Origin of the sequence: Streptomyces sp. MCA2, from assembly GCF_023544705.1 — a bacterium.
Classification (GTDB): domain Bacteria; phylum Actinomycetota; class Actinomycetes; order Streptomycetales; family Streptomycetaceae; genus Streptomyces; species Streptomyces decoyicus.
The window spans coordinates 14,429-32,906 of record NZ_JAMJFM010000021.1; the positions used below are offsets into that span (position 1 = coordinate 14,429).

Below are 18,478 nucleotides of genomic sequence, written 5' to 3' on the forward strand. Positions count from 1 at the left end.
ACGACCGCGACCGCACAGACGAGGCTGATCATGTCCGATTCACTGGCCGGCCGTATGGGGCCTTCCTCCGGTCCGTCCCCGTACGGCCGGCAGGGGTCCTCCGCCAACCTGGCCGACATCCTGGAGCGTGTCCTCGACAAGGGCGTCGTCATCGCGGGCGACATCCAGATCAATCTGCTCGACATCGAGCTGCTGACCATCAAGCTCCGGCTGCTCGTCGCCTCCGTCGACAAGGCCAAGGAGATGGGCATCGACTGGTGGGAACACGACCCCTCCCTCTCGTCCCGCGCCCGTGCGCCGCAGGAGGTTCCCGACGGGCGTACGCCGGCCGTCGGCAGTGACCCGCTGGCCGAGGAGAACCGGCAGCTGCGCGCCGAACTCGCCGAACTGCGCGCGGCCATCGGCTCCCCCGAGGGCTCCGGCGCACACCAGGCAGACCGCAAGGAGGAGCAGTGAACCGCCCCACGCCAGGAGCCGAGGAGACTGCGGTCTCGCCGCGCACCCTCGGCCGGCCCGCTGATCAGCCCCCTGAGCAGCCCTCTGATCGGCCCTCTGCGCAGCAGGAATCCGACCGCTCTTGGATCTCGTACGTCTACGCCATCGGCCGCACCGGCCCTGCCCTCGATGCGTCGGCTCGTCAGCTGACCGGGCTGCGGGACGGCCCCCTCCGGACGGTCACCTCCGGCCGCCTCACGGCCCTGGTCTCCTCCGTCCCTGCCGACGCCTTCAGCGCGGAGGGCATGAAGGCGCAGCTGGAGGACCTGACGGAGCTGGAGAGGATCGCGCGGACGCACCACGCCGTCGTCGAGGCCGCCCATGCCGGCGCCATGGTGCTGCCCATGCGGCTGGCCACGGTGTATCTGGACGATGCCCGGGTGCGGTCGATGCTGGACGAGCGCGGTACCGAGTTCGACGCGCTGCTCTCCCGGCTCGAAGGCCATGCCGAAGTGGGGGTGAAGGTGTACGCGGACGCACGCGCGGCGGCCGCGGCCGAAGCCCCCGCGGCCGCGGCCGGCGCCTCGGGATCTGCCGCGCCCGGCAGCCCGGCCCCCGCCGCGTCCGCGGTCAGTCCCGGCCGGGCCTACTTGCAGCAGCGGCGGGCCCAACGGCGTATGCATCGTGATGCCTACCGTGCGGCGGGAGCCGTCGCCGCCGAAGTGCGGGTCCGGGTGGCCGACGTGGCACGGGACCTGGTCGCGCACCGCCCGCAGCAAGGTGAACTGGCGTCCGGTACCGGCGAGAACATCGCCAACGAGGCGTATCTGGTCCCCACGGACCGCATCGGGGAGTTCCACCGGGCCCTGAAGGGTCTGGCCGATGGTGTCCCCGGCGTACGTGTCGAGATCACCGGTCCGTGGGCCCCGTACTCCTTCGCGACGCCGCCCGCGGAAGGCGGGAACCCATGAAGGGAAACGACCTTGAGGCCGCGTTCACGGATGCCTCGTTCGTGGCGGACCGCACCGAGGAGGAATCTCTCGCCGGGCGGCAGATTGCCCTGATCGATCTCTTGGACCGCCTCCTGAACGGCGGTGCCGTCCTTACCGGAGATGTGGTGCTGTCCATTGCCGAGGTGGATCTTGTCCATATCAATCTGCGCGCGGTGATTCGCTCGATCACGCCCGACAGTCCGGCACCGTGGTGAAGGACCGTGAGGAGGATTTTCCAAGTGACGAGGGATACGCCATGACGGAGGAACCGGTGAATCCGGCCGCGCCCGTGAAGCCCGCCTTCGCGGAGGTGGCGCAGGCGGCGGCACGGGCATTCGACCTGGTGCCGGCCGGCGCCGAGGAACATCGGCAGGGGCAGGGCAGCAGTATCGCCCAACGGCTGAAGACCGACCCGGAGACGGTCGAACGCGACCTCATGAAATTGGTGCTGACCATCGTGGAGCTCTTGCGGCAGCTCATGGAGCGCACCGCACTGCACCGCGTCGACCAGGGCGGTCTGAATGAGGAGCAGGAAGAGCGGGTCGGGATGACGCTCATGATTCTCCAGGACCGTATGACGGAACTCTGTGAGCGCTACGGGCTCACGATGGAGGACCTCAATCTCGATCTCGGTCCCCTTGGCTCCCTGTTGCCACGCAATGACCTCGGCTGAGCGGTTCAGCGACACCCCCGTCGCCGGACGCCCCCGCTGCATTCCTGACCGGTACCGAATTCCCGAGACCGGTGTCGCCCCGCGCCGATGTTTCAACGGCGGTTGAACGGCAACACGCACTATCAGGGCCGCAGAGCACACCAGGTTTTTTCGCTCCGGAGCACACCAGGTTCTTCGCTCCTCCGCGGTGATCCGTAGCGCGTTGGCAAGGGCCGCTGCGGAGCAGCCGGACACCGTCCGGACCGCCGCAAAGGGGCGCAGGCGTGCAGTCGACGCCCGGCCGGTGCCGGGCGGAGCGAGGTCGTCGGTCCCGCACTCCTCATCAGATCGGCGTCATGGTTTCTTCCATGCGCTCTCCCGTCCTACCTACACGGAGGTGCAGGATTATGGTTCCGCTGCTTCTGGTTCTGCTTCTCGCGCTGCTTCTCTTCGGCGCGGGATTCGCGCTCAAGGCGCTGTGGATCGTCGCCGTGGTCGTGCTGGCCTTCTGGCTGCTCGGCTTCCTCATGCGTTCGACCGGCGCCGCCGGCCGGCGCGGCCGCTGGTACCGCTGGTAGAACCCGGTCCCGATCCACTCGATGTCCCCGGCGGACCGATCCCCTTCGGCCCGCCGGGGAACGGTATTTACGGACGGCCATTGCAACTGATGGCCCGTCACCTTACTCTTCCGGCACACCCCCACCGCACCGGGGCGCTCGTACGGTCTCACCCCTACGATCCGTGCGCGGTGCCGCGGGGCCGGCGCGCCGCGCGCCGGAGGGACAGCCATGTCCGACGACAGCGCTCGAAGAGCATCCTTCACCCGCCGCACGCTGCTGACCGGGGCCGCCGCCGCGGGGCTCGCCGCGGCAGCCGGATTACAGCCCGCTCATCGCATTCCCGCGGGCAGTGCCGCAGCCACCCTCGCCCCGCCGCCCGGCTTTCCCGCGGGCATCCCGCTCTCCCAGCAGGCCTTCCGCAACTGGTCGTTGGAGATCATCGTCGAGGGGGTCTGGACCGCCTCGGCGCGCACGCCCGACGACGTGGTCACGCTCGCCAACTGGGCCCATGAGCACGGCTACCGGCTACGGGCCCGGGGCAAGGGGCACACCTGGTCGCCGCTGGTGCTGCCCGCCGGGGCCGACACCAACCGTACGGTCATCGTCGACACCACGTCCCACCTCACCGCGGTCAGTGTGCAGAGCGGCGGCCCCGGGAGCGTCACGGCGCAGACGGGGGCAACGCTCGACACCATCCTCGCCCGCCTGGAGGAGGCAGGGCTCGGGCTCGCCACCACCACCGCGCCCGGCGACCTCACCATCGGCGGGGTGCTCGCCATCGGCGGCCACGGCACGGGACTGCCCACCGCCACCGAACGCCCGCCCGCGGGATCCGGCTTCGGCACCCTGAGCTCCCTGGTCACCTCCCTCACCGCCGTGGTGTGGAGCGCGGCGGCGGGCCGCTATGTGCTCAAGACCTTCACCCGCTCCGACCCGGACATCCGCGCGTTCCTGGTCCATCTGGGCCGTGCGTTCCTCACCGAGGTGACGATGACCGCGGCGGCCAACACCCGGCTGCGCTGCCAGAATTGGTTCGACGTGAACGTGGGCACCGTCTTCGGTCCGCCCGGTACGGGCGGCCGCACGATCAGCTCCTACCTGGAGCGCACCGGACGTATCGAAGCGATCTGGTTCCCCTTCACCGATGTGCCCTGGCTGAAGGTGTGGAGCCCGGCACCGTCCAAGCCGCTGCTCGCCAAGCAGATCGACGTCCCGTACGCCTACACCTTTGCCAACCGTGTCACCGAGGAGATGTCCGGGCTGCTCGGGGAGATCGCCGCGGGCGGCGGCGACAAGACGCCCGCGTTCACCAAGCTCGCCATGTCCATCGTCGGGTCCGGGCTGATCGTCACCGGCACCTGGGACGTCTGGGGCTGGTCGAGGAACAGCCTGCTGTACGTCGAGCCCTCGACACTGCGGATCGTCGAAGCGGGGTGGGCGGTACTGACGTCCCGGGCGAATGTGCAGCGGGTGGTGGGTGACTTCTACTCCCGCTACCAGAGCGTGCTGACGGCTCATCAGAACCGTGGCTCGTACCCGGTCAACGGCCCGATCGAGCTGCGCATCACCGGTACGGACCCCCTCGACGGCCCGCTGCTGTCCCCGGCGCGAGCCCGCGCCGACCACCCCGAGTGGGACACCGTCGTGTGGCTCGACTTCGCCACCTATCCCGGCACGCCCGGTGCGGCCCCCTTCTTCCGCGAGCTGGAACAGTGGATCTGGCAGACCTACACCGGCTCGTATGCGACCGTGCGCCCCGAGTGGTCCAAGGGCTGGGCCTACACGGACGGCGGTCCGTGGACGGATCCTGCCGCCGTGGGCGGCACCGTCCCGGCCGCGTTCGAGGACTGGCGCACCGCCCGGGACACGCTGAACCGCTATGACCCGGCACGGGTGTTCTCCAACGCCTTCCTCGACACTCTGCTGCCCTGAGCGGAGCCCCGGCCGGGCCCCGCATCGCGTCGCAGGCATCTTTCCCGAGGGGGCAGCGCTTCGATTTCCGAACCACTACACTCCCTTCATCGCTTCGAAATCCGAAGCGATGAAGGGAGTGGTCAGAGTGGTCATGAGTGCGCGCATCCCGCCCGTCGAAGCCCCCTACTCCCCCGAGGCCGCCGCGGTTCTGCGCCGCATGATGCCGGACGGCGAGGCGCCGCTCGCCCTGTTCCGCCTGTACGCGCGCAAGGTGCCGCTGGCCGAGGCGCTGCACGGCTGGGGCTCGTACGAGCTCAGCCGCCGGCTCGGCCTCGGCCTGCGGGACCGGGAGATCCTCATCGACCGCACCTGCGCGCGGTGCGGCTGCGAGTACGAATGGGGCGTGCACGTCGCCCGTTTCGCCACCCGGGCCGGCCTGACCGCCGCACAGATCAGTTCACTCACCCACGGAACGAGTGCCGATCCCTGCTGGACGTTCGAGCGCGACCGGCTTCTCCTCGACGCGGCCGATGCCCTGCACACCCGCCACGACATCGATGACACGCTCTGGGCCCGGCTCACCACCGAGTTCACTCCGGAAGAACTCCTCGACCTGCTGATGCTGTGCGGCTGGTACCACGCCATCAGCTTCACCGCCCGCGCCACCAGGCTCGCCCCGGAACCCGGCACGCCGCGATTCCGGGAGATCCCGCTCCCGGACGGCAGTGCGGCGGAAGAGGACGGCCGGTGAACGTCGCTCTCTCCCCTCTCGCCCTGGCACGGCCGGCGACGCCGTCATGACGGTCACGAAGTCCCGGAAGGACGGAGGGTGAGCGTGCCCTCAGGGGTGGAGAGGACGCACGGGTGGAAGCCGGAACCGATCCGGTCGAGGAGCGCCCGCAGCCATCGGGTGTCCTGGCGCGAGGCATGCCACAGCCGCATGCGCCGGGCCTGAAGAGGGGTGATCCGCACCTCGTGCAGTCTGCCGGTGTCCGGGTCCACCGAGACGAGGCAGAGCAGCCGCAGGTCGTCCCGATACCGCTGGTAGCCGGTGATGCCCTCGTAGTCGTCGATGAAGTCGCCGCACCCGTAGATCACGAGCTTCCCCCGGTACGCCTCCAGGGCGCGGGGATGGTGCGAGGAGTGTCCGTGGACGACATCCACGCCGCCGTCGAGAAGTACATGCGCGAAGGCGGCCTCGTCACGGGTCACGTGGTAACCCCAGTTGGCACCCCAGTGGACGGAGACCACCACGACATCGCCCGGCCGCTTCACCTGCCGTACCCGGCCGACGATCCCGGTCGCGGCGGCCGACGAGGGCCTGGCCACGAAGTCGACGCCGGCGCGGTCCCCGGTCGCGGCCCATGATCCGGGGATGCCGCTGGACGGCATGCCGAAGGAGAAGACCAGGATGCGGCGGCCGCCTTCGAGGGGAACGACCGCCGGCCGGCGCGCCGCGTCGGCGTCCGCGCCCGCCCCGGCCGTCCGCAGCCCCGCCCCCGCCAAGGCGTCGAGGGTGTCCGCCAGTCCTTGGCGGCCGAAGTCCAGGACGTGGTTGTTGGCCAGTACGCAGACGTCGGGGCGGGCGGCGGTCAGGCACGGAAGGTTCGCGGGGTGCATCCGGTAGTGGATTCCCTTGCCGGGGGCGAATGCGCCGTCCTCCGTGACGCCGGTTTCCAGATTGAGCACCCGGGCGGCGGGCGCGGCGTCATCCAGCACCCGCAGTGCGTCCCCCCAGGGCCAGGCGAAGCCGACCGGACGGGGAATGGGGCCGTTCACCGCCTCCGCCAGCTCGACATAGGACCGGGCGTCCTGCACGTAGCCCTCCCGCAGCGCCGGGTCTCCCGGGCACGGAAGGATCTGGTCGACGCCACGGCCGAGCATGACATCGCCGCAGAGGAACAGGGTGAGCAAGTCACTGCCCATTCCTCCAGGTTAGAGCCCGTTGGCGGAGGTTTCGCGTGGGGCTTCACAGCGCGCCATCGGGCCGGTCCGCAGGTCGTGCGACGCGACCGGATCAGCCGCCACGGGAGCCGTCGCCGTGACCGGCCCCCCCGAGGCGACAGGGAGCGTCGCGCCCCGTCCGCCGGGCGGGGCCGTGGTGCGGGAGCCAGCGGCCAGGATGCTGACGGTGTTGGCCGCCACGATGGCCGCGATGGCCAGCCAGTCGATCGCGTGCAGGGCCTGGTCCAGGACGACGAGGCCGACCAGGGCCGCGAGGACGGGGTTGACGCTCATGAAGACGCCGAAGAAGCGGGCGGGGACCCGGCGCAGGGCGAGCAGGTCGGCGAGGAACGGGACGGCCGAGGAGAGGATGCCGGCGGCCGCCGCACAGCCCACGGCGCTCGCGGTCGGCGGATGGTGGGCGAGCACGGTGATGCCGACGGGCAGGTACAGCAGGGCGGAGACGCCGGCAGCGGCGGCCGACCCTTCGGTGCCCGGCAGGCGGGCGCCGACGAGGCGGTTGAGCAGGACGTAGGACGCCCAGCACACGGCGGCGAGCAGGCCCAGCGCGATGCCGGCGTAGTCGGTGCTCGGCTGCGGGCGGGCCAGCAGGACGACCGCCGCCCCCGCGACGAGGGCGCACAGCAGGTCGGCCAGGCGGCGGGAGGCGGCCAGGGCCACGGCCAGCGGCCCGAGGAACTCCAGGGTCACCGCCAGGCCCAGGCCGATGCGGTCGATCGCCGTGTAGAGGGACAGGTTCATCGTGGCGAAGACCGCCGCCAGGCACAGCACCGGCCACCACTGCCGCCAGGTGAACGAGCGCAGCCGCGGCCGGCCCACCGCCAGGAGGACGAGGCCGGCCACCCACTGCCGTACGGCCACCACACCGGCCGGCCCGATCACCGGAAACGCCAGTGCTCCGGTGGCGGCACCGATCTGGTTGGAGAGCCCGCTGCCACACATCATCGCCACGCCTGCCGCACGGCCCGGATAGGTCGCCGATCCCCCCTGAGCGGCCTCGGGGTACAGCCGGCCTTGAGTGCTCCTTCGCATGCAGGCAGCATCCCTCCGCGCGGATCCATACGTAAAATGCATGCACGTACTCATCAATACGCTGTGGTTATGGATCTGCCTATGACTCTGCCCATGGAACTGCGGCATCTGCGCTGTCTGGTGGCGATCGTCGATGCCGGTGGCTTCACCGATGCCGCCATCGATCTCGGCATCTCGCAGGCGGCGGTGTCCCGCACCCTCGGTTCGCTCGAAGACGCCCTGGGCGTACGGCTGTTGCACCGTACGAGCCGGAGCGTCATCCCCACCACGGCAGGTGTTCAGGTGCTGGCGCGTGCCCGGAAGGTGCTGGCCGAGGCCGACAACCTCATCCGGGAGGCCACCACCGGTCATACGCGGCTGCGCATCGGCCACGCATGGTCGGCCATGGGCCGGCACACCGCCGAGTACCAGCGCCGTTGGGCCGCCCGCTATCCCGACGTCGAGCTGCACCTGATCCGCACCAACTCCGCCACCGGTGGCCTGGCGGAGGGCCTGTGCGACCTCGCCGTGGTCCGCACCGCCTTCGATGACGCGCGTTTCGCCAGCGCCGTCGTCGGCCACGAACGCCGCTACTGCGCCATGGCCGCCGACGATCCCTGGGCCAGACGCCGTTCCATCGCCCTGTGCGACATCCGCGAACGCACGTTGCTCATCGACCGGCGCACCGGCACCACCACGGCCGACCTGTGGCCCGAATCAGCGCGTCCCGTCGTCGAACACACCCAGGACATCGACGACTGGCTCGCGCTGATCGCCACCGGCCGCACCGTCGGCATCACGCCGGAGAGCACCGTCAACCAGTACCGCCGCGACGGCATCGTCTTCCGGCGGCTGCGGGACGCGGCACCCATCGCGGTCCACCTCATCTGGCGGCGCCATGACCCGCATCCGGCGACCCACGCCGCCGTCGCGCTGCTCACCGACCTCTACGGACGGCGGAAGTGACGGACTGCGCCCGGCCTCGTACCGCTCCCGCGGCAGTGTCCGGTGCCGATCGGCCGGACCTCCCGCCGCCTCCTCCCCCCGCACCACCGGAAACGGACAGGCACGTCATGACGGAACCCACCACCGCGTTGCAGGAACAGGTCTCGGCTCTCGGGCCGTTCTTCACCTTCGAGACGCACGCCGCGGGGTCGGAACCCATCGCGCCTTGGCGGAAGTTGAGCGAGGTGGCGCGGGTGGAGAGCGGGGTCCTGGCGGAGCGGGTCGCCTCGGTGCGGGCCGCTCTCGCGGGCGGCGGTGGGCGACCGGCCGAGGAGGTCGAGCTGCGCGTGGCCGCGTCGGTGGCGCATCTGGGGCTGGTGGCGCGGGTCGTCTCACCGCTGCTCGGCCTGGCCGCTCTGCACCGCCTGCCGTCGCGGCCGCCCACACTGGACGATCTGCGGTGGCACTCCGGCCTCGGTGGCGCGTTCGCCCTGTCGCTGCCGCGGGAGACGGTGGCCGCCGTCGCCACGGGTGACGCCGTTGCCACGGGTGACGCCGGATCCGTCACCGGTGCCGGTGCTGCCGGGGCCCTGCTGGAGGGGCCGGTCCGCGATCTGGTGGACGCCGTCGCGGCCTTTTCGGTGTCCCGGCGCATTCTGTGGGGCAATGTGGCATCGGCCGTGAACGGCGCGGCCGCGGGCATCGTGTCGGCAGCACCGGCCCTGGCGCGGCCCGCCCGCACCGCGGCCCTGCTGATGCTGCGCCACCCACAGCTCCGCGACGCCCACACCGTGGATCCGCGCAACGGGCGCTTCCGGCGCAGGAGTTGCTGTCTGATCTACCGTGCCGCACCGGACGCCGCGGGTGCCGTGTGCGGCGACTGCGTCCTCGTACGCCGATAGGGCATGCCCGGTGGCGCCGCTCAGCCGACGTGGACGCGGGGGCGGCGGTCGCGGTCGGGTTCGGCCTCGCGCAGGACCTCCCGGGTGACGGGGGCGACTTCGCCCTGGCCGAAGAGGAAGAAGCGGAGGAACTGGGCGAAGGGGTTGCCCTCGGTCCACTCGAAGTAGATGTGCGGCCGCGCCCCGGTGAGGTCGCGTGCGTGCAGCAGCAGAGCGGCCAGCGCGTTGGAGACGGTGGAGCTGTCCATGACGAGCACCCGGAATCGGCCGTGCAGCACCTCGCCGCGTACGCGGAGTTCGCTCTCGAATTCGGACGGGTCGCCGACGGTGACCTCGACGAAGATGAAGTCGTCGTCGACCGGGAGGTCGTTGTCCGTGCGGATCTGCTGGAGCTTGTCGCGGTACTCGGACAGATCGCGCTGGTCGGGCTCGTTGGCGATGAAGCGGATCTTGCGGTGGGCGGTGTCGCGGATGAACCGCTCGGCCTTCTCGTCGAGCACGACGCTGGTCACCCGCAGTTCGAAGGCCCGGGCGAGGCGGGAGAGGAACGAGACGAGGATGATGCCGGCGATGAAACAGGCACCGATCTTCACACCGTCGGGGCGCTCGATCACATTCGCCACCGTGGTGTAGAGGAACACCACGGCGATGACGCCGAAGCCGATCGTCCAGCCGTGCTCGCGGGCGCGCCGGGCGGTGATGGTCACGGCGATCGCGGCGGAGCTGATGAGGACCAGCACGCCGGTGGCGTAGGCGCCGCCCTGGGCGTCCACATCGGCGTCGAAGAGCCAGGTCACGAGGAAGGCGACCAGGGTGAAGACCAGCACCATCGGGCGGACCGCCCGCGCCCAGTGGGGCGCCATCCCGTAGCGCGGCAGATACTGCGGCATCAGATTCAGCAGACCGGCCATGGCCGAGGCGCCGGCGAACCAGAGGATGGCGATGGTGGAGACGTCGTAGACCGTGCCGAAGAGGGAGCCCAGGTACTCATGGGCCAGATAGGCCAGGGCGCGCCCGTTGGCCGGTCCGCCCGGCTTGAAGGCGTCCGCGGGGATGAGCAGGGTCGTGATGAAGCTGGTGATGATGAGGAAGACGCTCATGATCACGGCGGCGGTGGTGAGCAGCTTCTTCGCGCCCCGGATCCGGCCGGTGGGGCGCTCCTCGGTGTCGTCGGGGTCGCCCTCGATATGGGGCATGACGGCCACACCGGTCTCGAACCCGGACAGGCCCAGTGCCAGCTTCGGGAAGACCAGCAGCGCCACACCGATCATCGCCGGCACGCTGCCGTGCTCGGCGGTCAGCGCATGGGACCAGTCGGTGACGACATGCGCGGTGCCGGCCACATGCCACAGTCCGGCGACGACCACGACCGCATTGAGCGCCAGGTAGAGGCCCACCAGCACGATCGCCACCCCGATGGCCTCCAGGAAACCCTTGAGGAACACCGCGCCGAGCAGGGCGACCAGGATCAGCGTGATGACCAGCTGACCGTTGTGCAGGGCGCTGGTGAGGTGGGGGTTCTCCACCAGGTGGGTGGCGGCGTCGGCCGCCGACAGGGTGATGGTGATGAGGAAGTCGGTGGCGGCGAAACCCAGCAGGGTCAGCACGAACAGCTTGCCCTGCCAGAAGGACAGCAGCCGCTCCAGCATCGCGATCGAGCCCTGTCCGTGCGGGCTCTCCCGCGCCACCCGCCGGTACACCGGCAGCGCGCCGGCCAGCGTCACCAGGACGAGGACCAGGGTGGCGATCGGCGACAGCGCGCCTGCGGCCAGCGCGGCGATGCCCGGCTGATAGCCGAGTGTCGAGAAGTAGTCCACTCCGGTCAGGCACATCACCCGCCACCACCGCTGTCGGTGGGCGCCTTCGGGCGCGGCGTGCGGCCCGGGGTGGTGCTTGGCCATGTCGGCCAGGCCCTCCAGCATCCACGCGCGCAGGCGATGCCGTGCTGCGTCCCCGGGAGGAGATCCGGCGGAGGCGGCCATCGTGTGCTCCTGTCGTACCGCGAAAGCATCCGGTCATCGGCGAGACGGCCACGTCAGCGTACGTAGTGCGGACGTCGTGACCGTGGTGCTCGGCCTTGTGGCGCGTTCGTGTCCCGGGGACGCGGCGGCAGCCGGGTGTTCAGACGGGGAGCCCGGCGCTCCTGCGGGCCGGTTTTCCGGTGAGGTGGTGCACGTACTCGTCCTCCAGACGGAATCCCGCGGTCCAGGCGAGCAGCCGGCTGGGGCGGTTGTCGCGGGAGCAGGTCCAGCTCGGGGTGTGTCCGCGGGCGGCGATGTCCTGGCACAGGGCGGTCACACACGCCAGGGCCAGGTGCTGACGGCGGTGTCCGGGGAGGGTGAAGCAGGCGATGTCCTCGTATCGGGTGCCGTGGAAGTAGGTGCAGGCCACGGCGAGGACCTCGTCCGTCCGGACGGCGGCCCAGCCGAGTCCGGACGCGGCGAGACCGGCCGCGCCGCCCCAGCTGGCGTGGACCCACGCCGCGTCCGGAGGGAGGGCGGCCAACACCGGGGCGTCCCCCGGTGCCAGCCGACGCACCGTCACACCGTCCGGGGTGCACGGCGCCGGTACGGGCTCCCGGTGCAGATACAGCATCCGCTCCCACGGCACGACCAGGTCGAAGGCGCTGCCCAGCGCCGGCAGGAAGCGGGCGGGGGCCTGCACATAGTGCGCGCCGAAGACGGCGAGGGCGTCCGGGGCCAGGGCGCCCGGGTCGCCGCGGAGGAGTACATGGTCCGCGCAGGCCACGGCCAGGGCACGTGGGTCTGCGGCGCGGTCGGCCCACCAGCGGCCGGTGCCACCGGCCCGTACGTGTTCGGCCAGCGCCGCCGTCCCGGGGACTCCGGCGGCGAACCAACGGGTGAGCGGGGGGAGTTGGTCCGGGGCGAGTTCGATCACAAGGGTTCCTCGGGTGGTCGCGGCCTGCCGCCTCGGCGCCGGTGCGGTGGTGCGCCGGGGCGGTGGCGCCGCGCTCGGCGAGCCGCCGGGCGGACCGGTGGCCGGTGCGGGAGGCCCATCGGCCACGAGGACAGTACGGGAGGAATCAGGCAAATCTGGTGTTATCCCTTCCGGGGAGGGGAACGCGTACGCCGAACGGACCCGTCACGTACCGACGACGTACCGCCGCACAAGGACGGCCGAAAAGTTCAGCGCGTTGCCGAGCGGATCCGCTCGGTGAGCACGCGGGGCCGTGGCCCGGAAACCTTGTGGTGGTGTGCCAGAGTGGGAGGTGGACGGGCGCCGCGGTCGATGTGTGCGAGAGAGGGCGGCCTGTCATGTCCCTACAGTCGGATCGCCCCGGCGCGATCACCGCATATCCCAGGTCCACGCCCCGGCGGAGCGCGGAGTACGAGGACCTGTTCGATCAGGCTCCGGTGATCTTCGCTGCGCTGAGCGGCCCGTCGCACCTGCTGGAGGCGGCGAATCCGGCGTTCTTCGAGGCCTTCGGCGGCGACCGCGCCGGGACGGGCGCGCCGATCGCGGACCTGGTGCCGGAGCTGGTGCCGCAGGGCGTCATCGACCGGCTCGATGCGGTGCACCGCACCGGGACGCCGTTCCGGGCCCGCGGTGCCCGGCTGGTGCTCGGTGTGCCGGGGGCGGAGCGGGAGGGGTTCTTCGACTTCACGTACGAGCCCCGCCGGGACGCGGTCGGCGAGGTCGACGGGGTGGTCGTGCTCGCGGTGGAGACCACCGTGTACCACCACGCCCAGCTGCTCGCGGCCGAACAGCGCATCCTGCTGGAGCAGATCGCCCGCGACGCCCCGCTGGGCGACATCCTGACCGGCATGGCGCGGGCCATCGAGGAGCTGTCCCCGGAACTGATCGTCTCGGTGCTGCTGGCCGATCCCGAGGGCGCACATCTGTGGCACGGCACCGGCCCGGGACTGCCGGACTTCTACAACGAGGCGATCGACGGGATAGCCATCGGTCCGGACATCGGCTCGTGCGGCACCGCCGCGTATCTGCGGGTGCCGGTGATCGTCACTGATATCGCCACCGATCACCGGTGGGACGGCTACCACGACCTGGCCGCGCGGGCCGGGGTCGCGGCGTGCTGGTCCACTCCGATCCTGGCGACGGACGACCGGCTGCTGGGCACCTTCGCGATGTATCACCGCGCCCCCAAGGCCCCCGAGGACAAGGACCTGGCCCTCAGCGCCGCGTTCGCCCGTATCGCCGCGCTGGCCATCGAGCGTCATCAGGCCACGGAGGCGCGCCGCGCCGCCCAGGAGCGGGAGAAGGAGGCCCGTGAGGACCTGGCTTTCGTCCTGGACGCCAGCACGGCCATCACCCGCGAGCTGCACTACGCCGACTGTCTCCAGTGCCTGGCCCGGCTGACCGTGCCGACCTTGGCCCCGCTGTGCAGCGTCCATGTCGTCGAGGACGGGCGGACCCGGCGGATCGCCGTGGCCGCCGCCTCCCGGGCCGAGGAGGACCTCCTCGCCTCGCCCGTCCTGCGGGACCAGGTCGACAGGGCGGTTGCCCGCGTCCTGGCCTCGGGCACCACGGAGACGGACCACACCGGCACCTCGCCCGGCGGCGGCCCCGTGCCGCCCGGCGTCACCGGTTACGTCTGTGCCCCGCTGGCCACCCGCGGCCGCACTTTCGGCGCTCTGACCCTGCTGGCCACCGACCGGCCCCTGGACAGCCATGTCATCGCCCTCGCCGAGGAGCTGGCCCGCCGGGCCGCTTCCAGCGCCGACAACGCCCACCAGTTCAGCAACCGTGTCCAGCTGGCCCGCGACCTCCAGGCCGGGCTGCTGCCTCCGGAGCTGCCCAGGATTCCCGGCGCCGATCTGGCGGCGTCGTACTACCCCGCCGGTGAAGGGCTCGAGGTCGGCGGCGACTTCTACGACGTCTTCCCGCTCCCGGACGACCGCTGGGCGTTCATGATCGGCGATGTGTGCGGGCGCGGTGCCCTGGCCGCGACCACCACCGGCATGGTCCGCCACACCGCACGTGCCGCCGCGCGGCTGCTGCACGACCCGGCCGCCGTGGTCGACGCCATCAACACCGCGCTGACCGGGAACGCTCTCGACGAGGACTACTTCGTCTCGCTCGTCTACGGCGAGCTGCGGCACACCCCGTCCCACCTCGCGCTGGAGCTGATCCGCGCCGGCCACGTCCCGCCGCTCGTGCGCCGCACCGACGGGACGGTCGAACAACTCGTCCAGTCGGGCCTGCTCCTGGGGATCGCCCCCGAATTCGACGGCGCCGCCTGCCGGCTCGACCTCTATACGGGCGACAGTCTGGTGCTGGTCACCGACGGCATCACCGAGGCCCGCTCCGCCGCCGGCGAGTTCTTCGACGAACACCGTCTGGCCGAGGCCCTCGTCGCCCTCCCGGCCCCGTTCTCCGGCGCGGCCGCTCTCGTCGAAGCCATTCATGCCTCGGTGACCGCCTTCGCGGGCCGTTCCACCCCCGATGACCAGGCCGCTCTGGTCCTCACCGCCACCTGACAGCCGACCCGGCGCCCACCAGTGGGCACCACTCCGGCCCGGTCCGCACACCCGCCCGGCCACGGGTCCCGGCCCGGCGCGCACGGCCCCGGCCGCTGACGAAGGCCGCGCTCCCCCTGCCCTTCCCCGGGCAACGTGCCTATTTTGGCTTCATGGACCCCGTGCCGCGTGCCACCCCCGACGACACCAACCCGCTGCGCCGGCTCTCCCTCGACGACCTGCGGCAGCGTACGAGCATGAAGTGGCGTACGTACCCGGACGATGTGCTGCCGCTGTGGGTGGCGGAGATGGATGTGCCGCTCGCCGTACCGGTCGCCGAGGCGATCACGGATGCGGTGGCGCTCGGCGACACGGGCTATCCGGCCGGGACGGCGTACGCCAGGGCGCTGGCCGACTTCGCACGGGCGCGATGGGACTGGGAAGGCCTCGTCGTGGAGCGCACGGCGATCGTGCCCGATGTGATGCTGGGCATCGTCGAGGTGCTCAAGCTGCTGACCGGCCCGGGAGACGCGGTGGTCGTCAACTGCCCCGTCTATCCGCCGTTCTACCAGTTCGTGGCGCATATGGACCGGCGCGTGGTCGAAGCGCCGCTGGGAGAGACGGGGCGGATCGACTTCGCCTCGCTGGAGCGGGCGTTCCGGCATGCGGTCGCGGACGGGGGCCGGGCCGCGTACCTGCTGTGCAGCCCGCACAACCCCACCGGCACCGTGCACGACGCCGACGAACTGTCCGCGGTCGCGGCGCTCGCGGAGAGGTACGGCGTACGGGTCGTCGCCGACGAGATCCACGCGCCCGTGGTGGCCCTGGACGCCGGATTCGTGCCCTACTTGAGCGTGCCCGGGGCGGAGAGCGGTCTGTCGCTGATGTCGGCGTCGAAGGCGTGGAACCTGGCCGGTCTCAAGGCGGCGCTCGCCATCGCCGGGCCCGCCGCGGCCGACGAGCTGGCCCGCATCCCGGAGGAGGTCAGCCACGGCCCCAGTCACCTCGGCATCATCGCCCACACCGCCGCCCTGCGGGACGGCGGTGACTGGCTCGACGCGGTGCGCGCCGGCGTCGACGACAACCGCCGGCTGCTCGCCGGCCTGCTGGCCGAGCGTCTCCCCGAGGTCCGCTACCGCCCCGCCGCCGGGACGTATCTGGCCTGGCTCGACTGCCGCCCGCTCGGCCTCGGTGACGACCCCGCCGCGGCCTTCCTCGAACGCGGCAGGGTCGCCCTCAGCCCCGGTGCCGGCTTCGGCACCGGCGGCGCCGGTCACGTCCGGCTCAACCTGGCGACCTCGCCCGAGCTGCTCACCGAGGCCGTACGGCGCATGGCCGCCGCGCTGACCTGACCCGGACGCCCGGCCGGGCCCGCGGCTTCCTGCCCCGCCAAGGGAAGGAACCACCGGACCGGGCACCGGCCCCCCACCACCGGCCCTCCTCCACACCGCAGTTGAGAGGACCGTTTTTGGATTGCGGGGAGTTTCTCCATACGATCCGGCGATGATCACAAGAAAACGGCTGGCGGCCGGGGTGTGCGGCCTGCTGGCCGCGATGACCGTCGCGTTGGCCCCCACACCTGCCGCAGCCGGTGAACCGGATGCGAAGTCTTCCCCCAAGGTCGAGCTGACGCTCGATGTCAGCGGCTCGATGCGGGCGCGTGACATCGACGGACAGAGCCGGATGGCCGCCGCGAAGCAGGCGTTCAACGAGGTACTGGACGCGGTGCCGGACGAGGTCCAGCTCGGCATACGTACCCTCGGCGCCAACTACCGCGGCGAGGACCGGAAAGTCGGCTGCAAGGACACCCGGCAGCTCTACCCGGTCGGCCCGCTGAACCGGACCGAGGCGAAGACCGCGGTGGCCACGCTCGCCCCCACCGGCTGGACGCCCATCGGACCGGCCCTGCTGGGCGCGGCCGACGACCTCAAGGGCGGCGACGCGACCCGCCGGATCGTCCTCATCACGGACGGCGAGGACACCTGCGCCCCGCTCGACCCCTGCCAGGTGGCGCGGGACATCGCCGCCAAGGGCATCCATCTCACCGTCGACACCCTCGGGCTGCTGCCGGACGCCAAGACCCGCAACCAGCTGAGCTGTATCGCCGAGGCGACCGGCGGAACCTACACCTCCGTACAGCACACCAAGCAACTCCGGGACCGGGTACACCAGTTGGTGGACCGCGCCGCCCATCCCGTGGCCACTCCGGTGACGACCGAGGGCGCGCAGCAGTGCGCCAATGCCCCCGAGCTCAAGGCCGGTCTCTACAGCGACCGGGAGAAGTTCGCCGAGCACCGCTGGTACCGGGTGAACGTCCGGCCCGGCCAGGAACTGCGTGCCTCGGTGAGCCTCGCCGCGGACCGTGCCGTGAACAACGACTACGGCGTGCTGCTGCGGGCCTCGACCGTGCACGGCCGGGAGATCGTCCGCGGCTCCGAGGCCGGCGACGGCCGTACGGATGTGATCTCCTCCGGGCTGCGCTACCCGAAGGCGCCAGTCACCTCCGGGGACGACGACACACCGGCGGCGGAGACCGTCTGCCTCCAGGTCAGCAACTCCTTCTCGGCACCCGCCTCGGTCAAGACCGACCCGGGCCTGCCCGTCGAGCTGACCGTCGACCTGGTGGACGGGCCCGATGACGCCTCCGACGCGGCCTTCTTCGGCCTCGGACACGGCTGGTGGCTGCTGGGCTCACTGGTACTCAGCGGGCTCGTCGCCGGTCTGCTCTGGGGCTGGATATCCCGTTGGCGCGTCACCGTCTGGAGGACCAACTGATGCGCACCCTAAGCACACTGATGACCGTGGTACTGGCCGGCGCCGGTATCTTCGGCATGGCGGGAACCGCCGTCGCCGACAGTCCGTCCCCCGGGGCGAGCACCAGCGCCGACGCGGATGCGGAGGCTGCCGCTCCGACCGAGGCCGGTACCTCCTTCCGTACGGCGACCGCCATCAAGCCGGATCAGCGGGCCACGGCGGACGCGTCCACCGGTGACTACCTCTACTGGGTGCTGCCCGTGGACGCGGGACAGCGCGCCACGGTCAAGGCCAAGGTGACGCTCCCGCAGAGTGCCCGGCACGGCGCGGCGACCTGGCAGCTCGATGTCTACGACGGGCTGCGCCGCCATCAGGCGTGCATGTACGGCGCCCGGACCAGGACCGCGGCCCAGGACGCGGGATCCGTCGAGCTGTCCTGCACCCTGCGCACGGTCCGCGCCTGGGCGGAGCCGTGGTCGAACGATCCGCTGCCCGGCAGCTACTACGTACGCCTGACGGTCGTCGATCTGCCCAAGGACGACCTCGGTCTGCCGGTGCACGCCGAGGTCGACGCCACCACGGCCGACACCGGCGGCGCCCACGCGGTGGACGGCACACTCGCCGCGCCCCTGGTGCCCGGCGCCTCCACCGCCACACCGCAGGCCGAGGAGAGCACCGCCCCCGGGGAGCCTGCGGCCCTGGGCGAGCCGGACGGCGGCTGGTCCTCCGGCGGGTGGTCCGACCGCTGGCTCTGGACCGCGGCGGGCGGACTGCTCTCGGCCCTGGCCGGCCTCGCCGGCTACCGCTTCACCCGGGGCTCCGGCCGCCCGTCACAGGTGCCACCGGGCGCCTGAACTGCCGGGGCGGCCATGGCACGGGCCGTGGCCGCTCCACCCGGGGGACGCTTTCT

At 71.6% G+C, this 18,478-nt stretch carries 16 protein-coding genes and 1 pseudogene; 13 read left to right on the plus strand and 4 right to left on the minus strand.

Features of this window, described 5'->3' with window-relative positions; translation table 11 throughout:
• The first annotated feature begins 30 nt into the window (after window positions 1–30).
• From M8I34_RS19050 to M8I34_RS19080, 7 genes are all read left to right on the plus strand, one after another.
• Window positions 31–456 carry a gas vesicle protein gene (locus M8I34_RS19050; RefSeq protein ID WP_250050629.1) on the plus strand — a complete coding sequence of 142 codons (426 nt, stop codon included), beginning with the start codon at window positions 31–33 and terminating at the stop codon, window positions 454–456.
• The gene (locus M8I34_RS19055) at window positions 453–1,406 is read left to right on the plus strand and encodes a GvpL/GvpF family gas vesicle protein (protein ID WP_250050630.1); all 954 of its coding nucleotides are present in this window, start codon (window positions 453–455) and stop codon (window positions 1,404–1,406) included. Before M8I34_RS19050 ends, M8I34_RS19055 begins: the two co-directional genes overlap by 4 nt.
• A complete protein-coding gene (locus M8I34_RS19060; protein WP_250050631.1) occupies window positions 1,403–1,642 on the plus strand; it encodes a gas vesicle protein in 240 nt (79 codons plus the stop codon). The genes M8I34_RS19055 and M8I34_RS19060 overlap by 4 nt, the downstream gene beginning before the upstream one ends.
• Window positions 1,643–1,683: 41 nt before the next feature.
• Window positions 1,684–2,100, plus strand: a complete 417-nt coding sequence (locus M8I34_RS19065) for a gas vesicle protein K (RefSeq protein WP_250050632.1) — start codon at window positions 1,684–1,686, stop codon at window positions 2,098–2,100.
• 386 nt (window positions 2,101–2,486) lie between these two features.
• Window positions 2,487–2,657, plus strand: coding sequence for a hypothetical protein (locus tag M8I34_RS19070; RefSeq protein WP_030983248.1), 171 nt, complete (start codon window positions 2,487–2,489; stop codon window positions 2,655–2,657).
• 210 nt (window positions 2,658–2,867) lie between these two features.
• Window positions 2,868–4,571 (plus strand): cholesterol oxidase substrate-binding domain-containing protein, encoded by a 1,704-nt coding sequence (locus M8I34_RS19075; RefSeq protein WP_250050633.1) that lies wholly within the window; start codon window positions 2,868–2,870, stop codon window positions 4,569–4,571.
• 133 nt (window positions 4,572–4,704) lie between these two features.
• The gene (locus M8I34_RS19080) at window positions 4,705–5,304 is read left to right on the plus strand and encodes a carboxymuconolactone decarboxylase family protein (protein ID WP_250050634.1); all 600 of its coding nucleotides are present in this window, start codon (window positions 4,705–4,707) and stop codon (window positions 5,302–5,304) included.
• A gap of 53 nt (window positions 5,305–5,357) precedes the next feature.
• Here the strand turns inward: M8I34_RS19080 and M8I34_RS19085 are convergent, their stop codons facing one another.
• Complete coding sequence (locus tag M8I34_RS19085; protein WP_250050635.1) at window positions 5,358–6,479, minus strand: CapA family protein; 1,122 nt, start codon at window positions 6,477–6,479, stop codon at window positions 5,358–5,360.
• A 186-nt stretch (window positions 6,480–6,665) separates the two neighbouring features.
• Window positions 6,666–7,550 (minus strand): annotated as a pseudogene (locus tag M8I34_RS19090) (DMT family transporter); the annotation flags it as partial.
• Between the two features lie 81 nt (window positions 7,551–7,631).
• Between M8I34_RS19090 and M8I34_RS19095 the strand changes: the two are divergent.
• Both M8I34_RS19095 and M8I34_RS19100 read left to right on the plus strand, forming a co-directional pair.
• Window positions 7,632–8,495 (plus strand): LysR family transcriptional regulator, encoded by an 864-nt coding sequence (locus M8I34_RS19095; RefSeq protein WP_244416528.1) that lies wholly within the window; start codon window positions 7,632–7,634, stop codon window positions 8,493–8,495.
• 107 nt (window positions 8,496–8,602) lie between these two features.
• Window positions 8,603–9,376: a (2Fe-2S)-binding protein gene (locus M8I34_RS19100; RefSeq protein ID WP_250050636.1), complete on the plus strand. Its 774-nt coding sequence runs from the start codon at window positions 8,603–8,605 to the stop codon at window positions 9,374–9,376.
• 20 nt (window positions 9,377–9,396) lie between these two features.
• Here M8I34_RS19100 and M8I34_RS19105 read toward each other — a convergent pair whose 3' ends face one another.
• Window positions 9,397–11,358, minus strand: a complete 1,962-nt coding sequence (locus M8I34_RS19105; RefSeq protein WP_250050637.1) for an amino acid transporter — start codon at window positions 11,356–11,358, stop codon at window positions 9,397–9,399.
• Between the two features lie 139 nt (window positions 11,359–11,497).
• The gene (locus M8I34_RS19110; protein ID WP_250050638.1) at window positions 11,498–12,274 is read right to left on the minus strand and encodes a GNAT family N-acetyltransferase; all 777 of its coding nucleotides are present in this window, start codon (window positions 12,272–12,274) and stop codon (window positions 11,498–11,500) included.
• A 377-nt stretch (window positions 12,275–12,651) separates the two neighbouring features.
• Between M8I34_RS19110 and M8I34_RS41330 the strand changes: the two genes are divergently transcribed.
• The 4 genes from M8I34_RS41330 to M8I34_RS19140 all read left to right on the plus strand — a co-directional run bounded on the left by M8I34_RS41330 (window position 12,652) and on the right by M8I34_RS19140 (window position 18,422).
• Window positions 12,652–14,835: a SpoIIE family protein phosphatase gene (locus M8I34_RS41330; RefSeq protein WP_284050522.1), complete on the plus strand. Its 2,184-nt coding sequence runs from the start codon at window positions 12,652–12,654 to the stop codon at window positions 14,833–14,835.
• A gap of 152 nt (window positions 14,836–14,987) precedes the next feature.
• The gene (locus M8I34_RS19130; RefSeq protein WP_250050639.1) at window positions 14,988–16,166 is read left to right on the plus strand and encodes a MalY/PatB family protein; all 1,179 of its coding nucleotides are present in this window, start codon (window positions 14,988–14,990) and stop codon (window positions 16,164–16,166) included.
• A 151-nt stretch (window positions 16,167–16,317) separates the two neighbouring features.
• Complete coding sequence (locus M8I34_RS19135; RefSeq protein WP_250050640.1) at window positions 16,318–17,589, plus strand: VWA domain-containing protein; 1,272 nt, start codon at window positions 16,318–16,320, stop codon at window positions 17,587–17,589.
• Window positions 17,589–18,422, plus strand: coding sequence for a hypothetical protein (locus tag M8I34_RS19140; protein WP_250050641.1), 834 nt, complete (start codon window positions 17,589–17,591; stop codon window positions 18,420–18,422). The genes M8I34_RS19135 and M8I34_RS19140 overlap by 1 nt, the downstream gene beginning before the upstream one ends.
• The last annotated feature ends 56 nt before the right edge of the window (window positions 18,423–18,478 follow it).